This window comes from Pseudonocardia sp. KRD291, from assembly GCF_019263595.1.
GTDB lineage: Bacteria > Actinomycetota > Actinomycetes > Mycobacteriales > Pseudonocardiaceae > Pseudonocardia.
The window spans coordinates 1-12,929 of sequence record NZ_JADQDD010000022.1 but is presented as its reverse complement, the minus strand read 5'-3'; the positions used below and the strand labels follow the sequence as shown (position 1 = coordinate 12,929).

The following is a 12,929-nucleotide window of genomic DNA, read 5'->3' as shown; positions in this document are numbered from 1 at the left end:
TTATCAGCGCTAGGCGGGGCCACGCCGGGGCACCGGTGTCGGCAGTGCCCGGAGCAGCGCATATCCTCGTCACACGTGATCCCCAACGTGCTGGCCGCCCGGTACGCGAGCCCCGAGCTCGTCCGACTGTGGTCGCCGGAGTACAAGATCCAGCTCGAGCGACAGCTGTGGGTCGCGGTCCTGCGGGCCCAGCGCGATCTCGGCGTGGACGTCCCCGAGCAGGCCATCGCCGACTACGAGTCGGTCGTGGACCGCGTCGACCTGGCGAGCATCGCCGAGCGCGAACGCGTCACCCGGCACGACGTGAAGGCCCGGATCGAGGAGTTCAACGCCCTCGCCGGGCACGAGCAGGTGCACAAGGGCATGACCAGCCGGGACCTGACCGAGAACGTCGAGCAGCTGCAGATCCGGCTCTCGCTGGAGCTGGTCGCCGACCGCACGGTCGCGATCCTGGCCCGCCTCGGCCGTCGCGCCGGCGAGTACGCCGAGCTGGTGATGGCCGGGCGCAGCCACAACGTCGCCGCCCAGACCACGACGCTGGGCAAGCGCTTCGCCTCGGCCGCCGACGAGCTGCTCGTCGCGCACGCCCGGCTGCAGGAGCTGCGCGCCCGCTACCCGCTGCGCGGCATCAAGGGCCCGATGGGCACCAGCCAGGACATGCTGGACCTGTTCGACGGCGACACCGCGAAGCTCGACGACCTCGAACGCCGGGTGTGCGAGCACCTCGGGTTCGCCGAGCGCTTCACCAGCGTCGGGCAGGTCTACCCGCGCTCGCTCGACCACGACGTCGTCTCCGCGCTCGTGCAGCTCGCCGCGGCGCCGTCGTCGCTGGCCACCACGATCCGCCTGATGGCCGGCGCCGAGCTGGCCACCGAGGGGTTCGCGCCCGGGCAGGTCGGCTCGTCGGCGATGCCGCACAAGATGAACGCGCGCTCCGCGGAGCGGATCAACGGCCTGACCGTGATCCTGCGCGGCCTGTCGGTGATGACCGCCGACCTGTCCGGCTCGCAGTGGAACGAGGGCGACGTCTCGTGCTCGGTGGTGCGCCGGGTCGCGCTGCCGGACGCGTTCTTCGCCCTCGACGGCCTGTACGAGACGACGCTGACCGTGCTCGACGAGTTCGGCGCCTACCCCGCGGTGATCGCCCGCGAGCTGGACCGCTACCTGCCGTTCCTGGCCACCACCGCGGTGCTGATGGCCGCGGTGCGGGCCGGTGTCGGCCGGGAGACCGCGCACGAGGTGATCAAGGAACATGCGGTCGGTGTCGCGCTGGCCATGCGGGAGAAGGGGCAGGCCGACAACGACCTGCTCCGGCGCCTGTCCACCGACTCCCGCCTCGGGCTCCCCGAGGGTGCGCTCGACGGCCTACTCGCCGACCCGCTGAAGTTCACCGGCGCGGCGACGGCGCAGGTCGCCGCCGTGAACGAGCGGATCTCCGCGATCACCGCCGCACACCCCGAGGCCGCCGCCTACACGCCGGGAGGGATCCTGTGAAGCTGCTGCACTCGGGCAAGGTCCGCGAGCTCTACCTCGACGAGTCGGTCGACCCGGCGCAGCTGCTGCTCGTCGCCTCCGACCGGCTCTCGATCTACGACGTGGTGCTGCCGACGCCGGTCCCGGACAAGGGCGCGATCCTCACCGCACTGTCGCTGTACTGGTTCGAGGCGATCGGCGATCTGGTGCCCAACCACGTGATCGGCACGCACGACATCCCCGCCGAGTTCGCCGGGCGCGCCCTGCGCTGCCGCCCGCTGCAGATGCTGCCGGTCGAGTGCATCGCCCGCGGCTACCTCACCGGGCTGGGGCTCAAGGAGTACGAGAAGGACGGCACGGTCTCCGGCATCGCGCTCCCGGACGGCCTGGTCGAGGGCTCGCAGCTGCCGGAGCCGATCTTCACCCCGACCACCAAGGCCCCGGTCGGCGAGCACGACGAGTTCATGACCTTCGACGAGGTCGTGGCGCTCGTCGGGGCCGACACCGCTCAGCGTCTGCGCGCGCTGACCCTGGAGGTCTACCGGCGCGGGGCCGAGTCGGCGGCGCGGGGCGGGATCCTGGTCGCGGACACGAAGCTCGAGTTCGGCCGCGACACCGACGGCGAGATCGTGCTCGGCGACGAGGTGCTGACGCCGGACTCGTCGCGGTTCTGGCCGGCCGACTCCTACGAGCCCGGACGCACGCAGTTCTCGTTCGACAAGCAGTACGTGCGGGACTGGTCGTCGCAGCTGGACTGGGACCGCACGGCCCCCGGCCCGGAGGTGCCCGCCGACGTCATCGGCGTCGTGCACGACCGCTACGCCGAGGTCTACCGCCGGATCACCGGGCGGGACTGGGTCTCCCCGACGCCGTGACCGAGGACCGTGCGACGGCGCCGGACGGCGCCCGGATCGCGTTCGACGTCCAGGGTTCCGGTGAGCCACTGGTCCTGCTCGCCGGGCAGGCCAACTCCCGTCACTGGTGGGACCCGGTACGCGCGGATCTCTCCGGCTCCTTCGCCACGATCGCGATCGACGCGCTCGGCACCGGGGCCAGCGACACCCCCGGGCACGCCGAGTGGGGCACCCGCCGGTTCGCCCGCGACGTCGTGGCCGTCCTCGACGAGCTCGGCATCGCCCGCGCGCACGTCTACGGGACGTCGATGGGCGGGAGGGTCGCGCAGTGGGTCGCGGTGGATACCCCGGAGCGGGTCGGCGCGCTCGTCCTCGGGTGCACGACCGGGGGCGGTGCCGGCGGCGTCCCGGCCGACCCCGACGTCCTGCGCCCGCTGGCCGCGGACCCGGACACGGCGCGGCAGGCACTGACCGACCTGATGGTCGGCCCGCACTGGCGGCGCGCACACCCCGGCCCGCTGTCCGTACTCGGCGACGACACGATGACAGCGCGCGCCCGCCGCGAGCACCGCCGCGCCAGTGCACGTCACGACGCCTGGGACGTGCTGCCGGGCGTCACCGCACCCACGCTCGTCCTGCACGGGACCGACGACGCGTTCGCCCCGGTCCGGAACGGCACGCTCCTGGCCGAGCGCATCCCCGGGGCGATCCTGCACCTGTTCGAGGGCGCCCGGCACGCCTACTTCCTGGAACGCCGGGGCGAGGCGAGCGCGGTGGTCCTGGACTTCCTCGACGCCCACCCGCTCCGGGACCGACCCCGTCCGTAGGCGAGCCGCCGGTGGGTCCGGCCGTGCCGGTGCTCGCCGAGCGGGGTGCGCCTCACGGCGAGGGGGCGGACTCCACGTCGGACTTGAGCCGGTCCAGCGTGGTGCGGATGTTGCGCCGCTGGAAGTCGGCGAACGTGGAGCCGCGGGTCAGGACACGGTCCGCGACGTTCGCGACGGCGTCCGGCCACGGGCGGTCGTCGGTCCAGGTCTCGGTGACCTTCGTGCCACCGTCCACCGGCTCGAAGCGGTACTCCCAGCTCGCGTTCGCCACCCGCAGCGACGGCGTCCGCACACCCCATCCCTGCACCCGGAACGCGAACCGGGCTCCCGGTTCGGCCGCGGTCACGACGCTCTCGGTGACCCAGCTGAACCCGCCGCGCCGGTTCGTCCCGACGAAACGGTCACCGGCCTCGGCCGGGCCGGGGCGCACGGTCCTCGCGCCGGTGTTCTCCGGGCTCCAGCGCGCCATGTGCACCGGGTCGGAGATCAGCGTGTAGAGCAGCTCGGGCGAGGCGTCGACGACGACCTCGTCGGAGATCGTGCGGGGTCGTGCCACGGGGCACCTCCAGATCGGGGGACGTCTCGGTACATGATCGGTGATCGGGTCCCGATCGAGGCCGCCGGTGGCCCTGATCGGTACCGGAGTGCCGATCACCGATACTGCTCGTCCGCCGGTGGCGCGGTGCTCATCACCCGGATCTCGGGTGTTCATGTCGGTATGGCCCCATGGGGGCATGCAGGTTCTCATCGCCGATGGGTCCGACGAGTCCGCCCCGGCGCCGCCGCCCGAGGCGTCGCCCACCGTCCGGCGCGCCGTCGCGCCCGGCGCGCCGATGCTGCTGGTGTCGCTGTCCGGGCTGACCGACGCCGACGACGCGGCCCGCGCCCGCGCCGTCGCGTTCGCCGGGGAGCTGGACCGGCGCCTGGTCCCGCTCACGCACCTGGTGCAGCCGCGCGGTCCGCAGGGGCCCCACGGGAACGGGTCACTGCGGCGCGGGGACTCGCTGGTCCGCTGGGTCGCGGGCCGCGTCCGCGCCGGTGACGACGTGTTGCTGCACGGCTACGACCACACCGCCGACCCGGTCGGCTCCTGGCAGAACGGCGCCGTGCCGCGGATCGGGCGGCGCACCGAGTTCGGCGCCCTGCCCCGGCACGAGGCGACGCTGCGGCTCACCGCGGCCCGGCGGGTGATGACCGCGGTCGGGCTGGGGACCGAGGGCTTCGCCCCGCCCGGCTGGGTGGCCTCGAACGGGACCGTCGCCGCCCTGCGCGAGCACGGCTTCCGGCTCTGCGCCGACGACACCGCGCTGCGCTCCACCGACCCGTCGCTGGCCTCGATCAGGTCCCGGGTCCTGACGTTCCGGCGCTCCGACCAGTGGCCGCGTTCCGAGGAGCGCGAGCGCCCGGCCGGCGAGCACCGGCGGGCCCGCGCCCTGGAACAGGCCGCGGCGCGCACGGCGGCCCGCGGCGGGGTCGTGCGGATCGCGCTGCGGGCCAAGGACCTGCGCAAGCCGCATCGGGTGCAGGCCGCGCTGTCCGCGATCGACGCGGCGCTGGCGGCCGGCGCGACGCCCACCGTGCACCGCGGTCTGCTCGCGGCCGCCGAGCCGGCCGCCTGAGGGTCGCCCCGCTGCACGCCGCCCGCCGGAGGTCGCCCCGTGCCACGTCGCCCGCCGGGGTCGCAGCGGTCACGTCGAGATCGGGTGGTGTTCACCGTAGGCTGGGCGACGTGGCCAGAGTGGTGGTGGACGTGATGCCCAAGCCCGAGATCCTCGACGTGCAGGGTCAGGCCGTGAACCGTGCGCTGGGCCGGATCGGTGTGTCCGGTGTCAGCGACGTCCGGCAGGGCAAGCACTTCGAGCTCGAGGTGTCCGACGGCGTGGACGACGAGACGTTGCACCGTCTCGCCGGCTCGCTGCTCGCCAACCCGGTGATCGAGGACTGGACGGTGACCCGACTGTGAGCGCGACCCGGGTCGGTGTCATCACGTTCCCCGGCACGCTCGACGACGTCGACGCCGCGCGCGCCGTGCGGGTCGCCGGGGCCGAGGCCGTCCCGCTCTGGCACGGCGACGCCGACCTGCGCGGCGTGGACGCCGTCGTCGTCCCCGGCGGGTTCTCCTACGGCGACTACCTGCGCGCCGGCGCGATCGCCAGCCTCGCCCCGATCATGCGCGAGGTCGTCGACGGCGCCGCTCGCGGCCTGCCCGTGCTGGGCATCTGCAACGGCTTCCAGATCCTGTGCGAGGCCGGGCTGCTGCCGGGCGCGCTGGTCGCCAACGCCGGGCTGACCTTCCTGTGCCGCGAGGTGGTGCTGACGGTCGGCAACGCCGAGACCGCGTGGACCTGCGACTACGCCACCGGCGACGAGCTGCTGATCCCGCTCAAGTCGCAGGAGGGCCGCTACGTCGCCGCGCCGGACACGCTCTCCGCGCTGGAGGACTCCGGCCGGATCGTGTTCCGCTACCGCGACGGCGCGCCGAACGGCGCCAGCAACGGCATCGCCGGCGTGACGAACGAGGCGGGCAACGTGGTCGGCCTGATGCCGCACCCCGAGCACGCCACCGACGCGCTCACCGGCCCCTCCACCGACGGTCTGGCCCTGTTCCGGTCGGTCCTGGCCGGCGTCCCGGCCTGACCTCCGGCCTGCTTCCCGGGCACGCACCCCGTCCCGGCCGCCGGACGGCCGGGCGGCGCCGTTCGTGGAGCCATGCGCACCGCTGCCGGGTGAGGCCGGTCTCGGCGGTGGCCGGGACACCGTTCCCGGCGACTACCCTGACGGCCGTGACCGAGCTGGCCGACCAGGTGACCGTCGACTCCGTGGCCTCCGCGCAGGCCTCCCCCGACCAGCCGCAGCCCTACGCGGCGCTGGGGCTCAAGGACGACGAGTACGCCCGCATCCGCGAGATCCTGGGCCGGCGGCCCACCGACGCCGAGCTGGCGATGTACTCGGTGATGTGGAGCGAGCACTGCTCCTACAAGTCGTCCAAGGTGCACCTGCGCTACTTCGGGGAGACCACCACCGAGGAGATGAAGGCGACGATGCTCGCCGGGATCGGCGAGAACGCCGGCGTGGTGAGCATCGGTGACGGGTGGGCCGTCACGTTCAAGGTCGAGTCGCACAACCACCCGTCCTACGTGGAGCCCTACCAGGGTGCGGCGACCGGCGTCGGCGGCATCGTCCGCGACATCATGGCCATGGGCGCGCGGCCGATCGCGGTCGGCGACCCGCTTCGCTTCGGCCCGATCGACGCACCGGACACCGCGCGGGTGCTGCCCGGGATCGTGTCCGGGATCGGCGGGTACGGGAACTGCCTGGGCCTGCCCAACGTCGGCGGCGAGGTCGTGTTCGACGCCTCCTACGCCGGCAACCCGCTGGTCAACGCGCTCTGCGTCGGGGCGCTGCGCACCGAGGACCTGCACCTGGCGTTCGCATCCGGCACCGGCAACAAGATCATCCTGTTCGGCGCGACGACCGGGCTGGACGGCATCGGCGGGGTGTCGGTGCTCGCGTCGGAGACGTTCGGTGACGACGAGGGCCCGGGCCGGAAGAAGCTGCCGTCGGTGCAGGTCGGTGACCCGTTCACCGAGAAGGTGCTCATCGAGTGCTGCCTGGAGCTGTTCCACGCCGGGCTGGTCGTCGGCATCCAGGACCTCGGCGGCGCCGGGCTGTCCTGCGCGACGTCCGAGCTGGCCAGCGCCGGGAGCGGCGGCATGCACGTCGACCTCGACGCCGTCCCGCTGCGCGCCACCGGGATGACCGCGGCCGAGATCCTCTCCAGCGAGTCGCAGGAGCGGATGTGCGCGGTCGTGACGCCGGAGAACGTGGACGCGTTCATGGCCGTCTGCCGCAAGTGGGACACGATCGCCACCGTGATCGGCGAGGTCACCGACGGCGACCGCCTGGTGATCACCTCGCGGGGCGAGACCGTCGTCGACGTGCCGCCGCGCACCGTCGCGCACGAGGGCCCGGTCTACGAGCGCCCGGTCGCCCGGGACGACGCCGCGCAGGACGCGCTCGCCGCCGACGGCCCGGAGTCGCTGCCGCGCCCGGAGACGCCGTCCGAGCTGCGCGCCGAGATCCTGCGGATGGCCGCGGCGCCGAACCTGGCCAGCCGGGCCTGGGTCACCGACCAGTACGACCGCTTCGTGCGCGGCAACACCGTCGCCGCCGCGCCCACCGACGCCGGCGTGGTGCGGATCGACGAGAGCACCGGTCGCGGGATCGCCGTCGCCACCGACTGCAACGCCCGCTTCGTCGCGCTCGACCCCTACGTCGGTGCCCAGCTGGCGCTGGCCGAGGCCTACCGCAACGTCGCCACCTCCGGCGCGGTCCCGCTCGCCGTCACCGACTGCCTCAACTTCGGCTCGCCGGAGGACCCGCACGTGATGTGGCAGTTCTCCCAGGCCGTGCGTGGGATCGCGGACGGCTGTGCGGTCCTCGGCACGCCCGTGACCGGCGGCAACGTCAGCTTCTACAACCAGACCGGCACGACCGCGATCCTGCCCACCCCGGTCGTCGGGGTGCTCGGCGTGATCGACGACGTGACGCGGCGGATCCCGTCCGGGTTCGCCGGGGCCGACGGCGACGCCGTCCTGCTGCTCGGTGCCACGCGCGAGGAGCTCGGCGGCAGCGAGTGGGCGCACGAGGTGCACGGCCACCTCGGTGGGAGGCCCCCGGCCGTGGACCTGGAGCACGAGCGGCGCCTGGGCGACCTCCTGGCCGCCGCCGGGTCGCAGGGTGCGCTGACCGGCAGCCACGACCTCTCCGACGGCGGGCTGGCCCAGGCCCTGGTCGAGGCCGCGCTGGCCGGTGGCCGCGGCGCATCGGTCACGCTCGGCGGGGTCGCCGCGGACACGTTCACGGCGTTGTTCAGCGAGTCCGCCGGACGGGTCCTGGTCACCGTGCCGGCCGACGGCGCCGAGGAGTTCCTCGCCCGCGCCGCCGCGGCCGACGTCGCGGTGGTGCGCCTCGGCGAGACCGGCGGGGACGCCCTGCGGATCGCCGAGGTGGGCGACCTCGGGCTCGACGAGCTACGCGCCGCCTGGGAGGGCACGCTCCCGGCCCGCTTCGGCGCGCTCTCGGTCTGAGAGCCGCCGCGTGACCGGACAGGACGCGCTGCAGGCCTGGCTCGACGGCGGCGACGCCCCGGACCGCACCGTGCGCAAGGCCGCGGTGAAGGAGTCGCTGGCCGAGCTGGCCCGGCGTGCGCCCGGGCACAGCGTCGAGGTGCGGGTCCCGCCGTTCGGTGCGGTGCAGTGCATCGAGGGGCCTCGGCACACCCGGGGGACGCCGCCGAACGTCGTCGAGACCGATCCGCGCACGTGGCTGTCGCTGGCGCTGGGCCGCTCGGGCTGGGACGAGGCGAGCGCGGCCGGGGCGCTGCGGGTGTCCGGGAACCGGGCCGGCGAGGTCGCCGCGTGGCTGCCGCTGACGTGAGCACCGCAGATCGGCACGTGACGCCCGTCCCGAGCGGTGGGTCCGCACCGACTTCGCGGCGTACGATCACGCAAGGCCGCAGATCGTCGCTTGCCGAGGAGCGTGTGCGTTGAGTTCCGGACGGAACGAGAACGTCAGCCCAGCCTTCCCCACCGCTGAGAACCCCGTCGCCGTCAGCCCGGTGACCACCGCGGAACGCGACGACGAACCCCGCGAGGAGTGCGGCGTCTTCGGCGTCTGGGCCCCCGGCGAGGACGTCGCGAAGATGACCTACTACGGGCTCTACGCGCTGCAGCACCGCGGCCAGGAGGCCGCCGGGATCGCCGTGTCCGACGGGCACCGGATGGTCGTGTTCAAGGATCTCGGGCTGGTCAGCCAGGTCTTCGACGAGCAGACGCTGTCCTCGCTGCGCGGCCACCTCGCGGTCGGGCACTGCCGCTACTCCACGACCGGGGCGGTGACCTGGGAGAACGCCCAGCCCACGTTCCGCACCACGGCCACCGGCAGTGGCCTGGCCCTGGGGCACAACGGCAACCTCGTGAACACCGCCGAGCTGCGCGACGAGGTCGGGAAGCTGGAGAAGCGCAACCGCTCCGGCCTGCACGCCACCACCGACTCCGACCTGGTGACCGAGCTGCTCGCGGCCGGCGCCGCGGACCTCGGGATCATGGAGGCGGCGATGCGTCTGCTGCCGCGGCTGCGCGGGGCGTTCTCGCTCGCGTTCGCCGACGAGACCACGCTCTACGCCGCCCGGGACGCGCACGGCGTCCGGCCGCTGGTGCTCGGACGTCTGGAGCGCGGCTGGGTGGTCGCCTCCGAGACCGCGGCGTTGGACATCGTCGGCGCCTCGATGGTCCGCGAGGTCGAGCCGGGCGAGCTGCTCGCGATCGACGCCGACGGCATCCGCAGCATGCGGTTCGCCGCGCCGGAGCCCAAGGGCTGCGTGTTCGAGTACGTCTACCTGGCCCGCCCGGACACCGTCATCTCCGGCCGCTCGGTCTACGACACCCGCGTCGAGATCGGCCGCCGCCTCGCGGGCGAGCACCCGGTCGAGGCCGACCTCGTCATCCCCGTCCCGGAGTCCGGCACGCCGGCCGCGATCGGCTACGCCCAGGGCTCGGGCATCCCCTACGGGCAGGGCCTGGTCAAGAACGCCTACGTCGGGCGCACCTTCATCCAGCCCAGCCAGACGATCCGCCAGCTCGGCATCCGGCTCAAGCTCAACCCGCTGCGGACCGTGATCCGCGGCAAGCGCCTGGTCGTGGTGGACGACTCGATCGTCCGCGGCAACACCCAGCGCGCGCTCGTCCGGATGCTGCGCGAGGCCGGTGCCCTCGAGGTGCACGTCCGGATCGCCTCGCCGCCGGTGCGCTGGCCCTGCTTCTACGGCATCGACTTCGCCAGCCGCGCCGAGCTGATCGCCGGCGGCGCCGACACCGAGGGCGTGCGCCGCTCGATCGGGTCGGACTCGCTCGGCTACGTCTCGGTCGACCACATGGTCGCGGCCAGTGAGCAGCCGCGCAGCCGTCTGTGCTGCGCGTGTTTCGACGGCGAGTACCCGATCCCGCTGCCGGACGAGGCGAAGCTCGGCAAGCACCTGCTCGAGGATCTCGACTCGGCTCCCGCCCATCCGGCGACGACGGTGTCCGGCGCGGCATCGGGCGATGCCGGTCCGCTGTCCGTCGGCTACGGTGCCGCGGAGGCTCTGTCCCGGCCCTGACCCGGGCCCGACACCGGCGGACCGGCTCACCCCGCGGACCGCCGTCCGATCACCGTCACATCCAGGAGTTCCCGTACCCATGCCCGACCCAGAGCAGCCGCGCGCGAGCTACGCCTCCGCGGGAGTGGACATCGACGCCGGCGAGCGGGCGGTCGCGGCACTGCGGCCGCACGCGGAGAAGGCGAGCCGCCCCGAGGTGCTCGGCGGTATCGGCGGCTTCGCGGGGCTGTTCGCGGCCAAGTGGGGCCGCTACGCCGAGCCGGTGCTGGCCGCGTCCACCGACGGCGTCGGGACGAAGGTCGCGATCGCGCAGGCGATGGACAAGCACGACACGATCGGCCAGGACCTGGTCGCGATGGTCGTCGACGACCTGGTCGTCTGCGGCGCCGAGCCGCTGTTCCTGCAGGACTACATCGCCGTCGGCAAGCTCGTCCCGGAACAGGTCGCGACGATCGTGGGCGGCATCGCCGACGGGTGCCAGCAGGCCGGCTGCGCGCTGCTCGGCGGGGAGACCGCGGAGCACCCCGGCATGATGGAGGACGGCTGCTACGACATCTCCGCCACCGGTGTCGGGGTCGTCGACGCGGAGAAGATGCTGCGCCCCGAGCGGGTGCGTCCCGGGGACGTGCTGGTCGCGATGGGATCGTCGGGGCTGCACTCGAACGGCTACTCGCTGGCCCGGCACGTGCTGCTCGACATCGCGCGGCTCCCGCTGGACGGGCACGTGGAGGAGTTCGAGCACTCGCTCGGCGAGGAGCTGCTCGTCCCGACCCGGATCTACGCCAAGGACTGCCTGGCCATCGCCGCGGAGACCGGTGTGCGGACGTTCTCGCACATCACCGGCGGCGGCCTGGCCCGCAACGTCGAGCGGATCCTCCCGGACGGGCTCGCCGCGGTGATCGACCGCGGCTCCTGGACCCCGTTCCCGGTGTTCAAGCTGATCGCCTCCCGCGGCCGGGTCGACCGGGCCGAGATGGAGAAGACGTTCAACATGGGCGTCGGGATGGTCGCGGTCATCCCGCCCGACGACGTCGACCGCGCGCTCGCGGTGCTGACCGCCCGGCACGTGACGTCCTGGATCCTCGGCGAGGTGCACCGTGCCCCCGAGGTCGAGGGCGCCGACGACGCGCAGCCCGGCTCGCGGGTCGTCCTGCGCGGCGAGCACCCGCGCTTCTGACCCCTACCGCCGGCCCCTACCGCAGCATCGGCGGGTGCAACGCCGTCGCGGGCCCCCGCCGGAACAGCCTCGGCGGGCGTCCCCGCCCGCCGGTGACCAGCGTCGAGGTCGGGACCAGGAAGCCCTCGGTCGAGGTGACCTTGCGCTGGAAGTTGCGCGGGTCCAGCGACGTCCGCCAGACCGCCTCGTAGACCCGCCGCAGGTCGGTCACCGTGAACTCGCCCGGGCAGAACGACGCGGCCAGGGTCGTGTACTCCAGCTTCGACCGGGCCCGCTCGACCCCCTCGGCCAGGATCCGCTCGTGGTCGAAGGCCAGCTCCCCGACCTCGTCCACCGGATGCCAGGCCGAGGCGACCGCGTCGCCGCCCGGGGTGGGTTCGGGCAAGTCCGGCAGCAGCGCGAGATAGCCGACGCTGAGCACCCGGCCCCGGGGGTCCCGGTCCGGCGCCGCGTAGCTGGCCAGCTGCTCCAAGTAGCCCACGACGGCCTCGCCGGTGTCGGCCCCGGTCTCCTCGGCCAGCCGTCGGCTCGCGGTGTCGGTGAGGTCCTCGTCGGGCAGCACGAAGCCACCGGGCAGGGCCCACGACCCCAGGAACGGCGGCTCACCGCGTTCGATCAGCAGCACGTGCAGCCGATGCCGACGCACGGTGAGCACGACGAGGTTCACGGCGACGGCGAACAGATTGCCGCGCATGGCTCTCGCACCTCGGAGGGGTCGACCGCTACCTGGTCACCGGGCAACCGGTGACACCGCCGCGGACGACGCGTCCCGGTCCGGCGTAGTGATCTTGCCCTATCGCGATCCCGGGGGGAACCGGCGGGTGTGCCCGCGGCCCCTGCGACACCTCGCCGGTGCCGTGACGCCGACGTTCAGCGGCGGGGTCCGTCGTCCTCGTCGGCGCCGGGACCGTACTTGGCGGCGTACTCGTCGTACTCGCCGTAGTCGTCGTCCGGCTCCTCGGCAGTAACCGCCGTCCCACCACCGATCTCGCGCTGCAGCGCGTCGAGATCCATCGTGGGGGAGCTGTACTTGAGCTCGCGGGCCACCTTCGTCTGCTTGGCCTTGGCTCGTCCGCGCCCCATGGCTGGTCCCCCTTACAACAGGGAAGGGGCGGCCGGATAACTCGGCGGCCCCATTCATGTCATCAATGTCCTGGTACCAACAGTACCCTGCGATCCCGGTGGCATGCGACGTGGCACCGCCGTCGTCACAGTCGACGCCGGCGTCCGGCCCGGGGCGGTGCGGTGTGAACCCGTCGCCGACCGCCCCGGACCAGGCCGATCACCCGCGGATGCCCCCGCGCATCTGCGCGGCGCGCCCCGGCGGCGGCTCGGACGCGTCGACGGCGTAGCTGCCCGGATCGACGGCGGCCGGCGACGCGCGGTCCTCGACGCCCGCGGTCAGCTCGGCGTCGGCGGGCACCGAACGCTTGAGCAGT

The 12,929-nt window shown here is 73.7% G+C and carries 13 protein-coding genes; 10 read left to right on the top strand and 3 right to left on the bottom strand.

The window, feature by feature from the left end:
* The first annotated feature begins 75 nt into the window (after positions 1–75).
* From purB to I4I78_RS05660, 3 genes are read left to right on the top strand one after another with little or no spacing between them, the layout of a single operon-like run.
* Positions 76–1,494, top strand: coding sequence for an adenylosuccinate lyase (gene purB, locus I4I78_RS05670; protein WP_374225845.1), 1,419 nt, complete (start codon positions 76–78; stop codon positions 1,492–1,494).
* Entirely contained in the window at positions 1,491–2,348 is an 858-nt protein-coding gene (locus I4I78_RS05665) for a phosphoribosylaminoimidazolesuccinocarboxamide synthase (protein WP_218610121.1), read from the top strand. Before purB ends, I4I78_RS05665 begins: the two co-directional genes overlap by 4 nt.
* A complete protein-coding gene (locus I4I78_RS05660; protein ID WP_218610120.1) occupies positions 2,345–3,154 on the top strand; it encodes an alpha/beta fold hydrolase in 810 nt (269 codons plus the stop codon). Before I4I78_RS05665 ends, I4I78_RS05660 begins: the two co-directional genes overlap by 4 nt.
* Positions 3,155–3,206: 52 nt before the next feature.
* On the opposite strand, the gene I4I78_RS05655 is transcribed toward I4I78_RS05660, so the two are convergent.
* Positions 3,207–3,710: an SRPBCC family protein gene (locus I4I78_RS05655; RefSeq protein ID WP_218610119.1), complete on the bottom strand. Its 504-nt coding sequence runs from the start codon at positions 3,708–3,710 to the stop codon at positions 3,207–3,209.
* A 178-nt stretch (positions 3,711–3,888) separates the two neighbouring features.
* On the opposite strand from I4I78_RS05655, the gene I4I78_RS05650 reads away from it, so the two are divergent.
* The 7 genes from I4I78_RS05650 to purM all read left to right on the top strand — a co-directional run bounded on the left by I4I78_RS05650 (position 3,889) and on the right by purM (position 11,490).
* Positions 3,889–4,773, top strand: a complete 885-nt coding sequence (locus I4I78_RS05650) for a DUF2334 domain-containing protein (protein ID WP_226379156.1) — start codon at positions 3,889–3,891, stop codon at positions 4,771–4,773.
* A gap of 110 nt (positions 4,774–4,883) precedes the next feature.
* On the top strand, positions 4,884–5,117 hold the full coding sequence (gene purS, locus I4I78_RS05645) for a phosphoribosylformylglycinamidine synthase subunit PurS (RefSeq protein ID WP_218610118.1): 234 nt from the start codon (positions 4,884–4,886) through the stop codon (positions 5,115–5,117).
* Positions 5,114–5,791, top strand: a complete 678-nt coding sequence (purQ, locus tag I4I78_RS05640) for a phosphoribosylformylglycinamidine synthase subunit PurQ (RefSeq protein ID WP_218610117.1) — start codon at positions 5,114–5,116, stop codon at positions 5,789–5,791. The genes purS and purQ overlap by 4 nt, the downstream gene beginning before the upstream one ends.
* A 155-nt stretch (positions 5,792–5,946) precedes the next feature.
* Positions 5,947–8,244: a phosphoribosylformylglycinamidine synthase subunit PurL gene (gene purL / locus I4I78_RS05635; RefSeq protein WP_218610141.1), complete on the top strand. Its 2,298-nt coding sequence runs from the start codon at positions 5,947–5,949 to the stop codon at positions 8,242–8,244.
* A gap of 10 nt (positions 8,245–8,254) precedes the next feature.
* Positions 8,255–8,593 carry a sterol carrier family protein gene (locus I4I78_RS05630; RefSeq protein WP_218610116.1) on the top strand — a complete coding sequence of 113 codons (339 nt, stop codon included), beginning with the start codon at positions 8,255–8,257 and terminating at the stop codon, positions 8,591–8,593.
* A 181-nt stretch (positions 8,594–8,774) separates the two neighbouring features.
* Positions 8,775–10,313 (top strand): amidophosphoribosyltransferase, encoded by a 1,539-nt coding sequence (purF, locus tag I4I78_RS05625; RefSeq protein WP_218610140.1) that lies wholly within the window; start codon positions 8,775–8,777, stop codon positions 10,311–10,313.
* 79 nt (positions 10,314–10,392) lie between these two features.
* Positions 10,393–11,490, top strand: coding sequence for a phosphoribosylformylglycinamidine cyclo-ligase (purM, locus tag I4I78_RS05620; RefSeq protein WP_218610115.1), 1,098 nt, complete (start codon positions 10,393–10,395; stop codon positions 11,488–11,490).
* Between the two features lie 16 nt (positions 11,491–11,506).
* Here purM and I4I78_RS05615 read toward each other — a convergent pair whose 3' ends face one another.
* Both I4I78_RS05615 and I4I78_RS05610 read right to left on the bottom strand, forming a co-directional pair.
* The gene (locus I4I78_RS05615; protein ID WP_218610114.1) at positions 11,507–12,184 is read right to left on the bottom strand and encodes an NUDIX domain-containing protein; all 678 of its coding nucleotides are present in this window, start codon (positions 12,182–12,184) and stop codon (positions 11,507–11,509) included.
* Between the two features lie 176 nt (positions 12,185–12,360).
* Positions 12,361–12,573 carry a DUF3073 domain-containing protein gene (locus I4I78_RS05610; RefSeq protein WP_218610113.1) on the bottom strand — a complete coding sequence of 71 codons (213 nt, stop codon included), beginning with the start codon at positions 12,571–12,573 and terminating at the stop codon, positions 12,361–12,363.
* Positions 12,574–12,929 lie beyond the last annotated feature (356 nt).

What these genes read in the sequence shown, in the direction of transcription:
- I4I78_RS05610 (WP_218610113.1), bottom strand. Translation starts at nt 12,573, where the DNA reads ATGGGGCGCGGACGAGCCAAGGCCAAGCAGACGAAGGTGGCCCGCGAG.
- purM (WP_218610115.1), top strand. Translation starts at nt 10,393, where the DNA reads ATGCCCGACCCAGAGCAGCCGCGCGCGAGCTACGCCTCCGCGGGAGTG.
- I4I78_RS05615 (WP_218610114.1), bottom strand. Translation starts at nt 12,184, where the DNA reads ATGCGCGGCAATCTGTTCGCCGTCGCCGTGAACCTCGTCGTGCTCACC.
- I4I78_RS05650 (WP_226379156.1), top strand. Translation starts at nt 3,889, where the DNA reads ATGCAGGTTCTCATCGCCGATGGGTCCGACGAGTCCGCCCCGGCGCCG.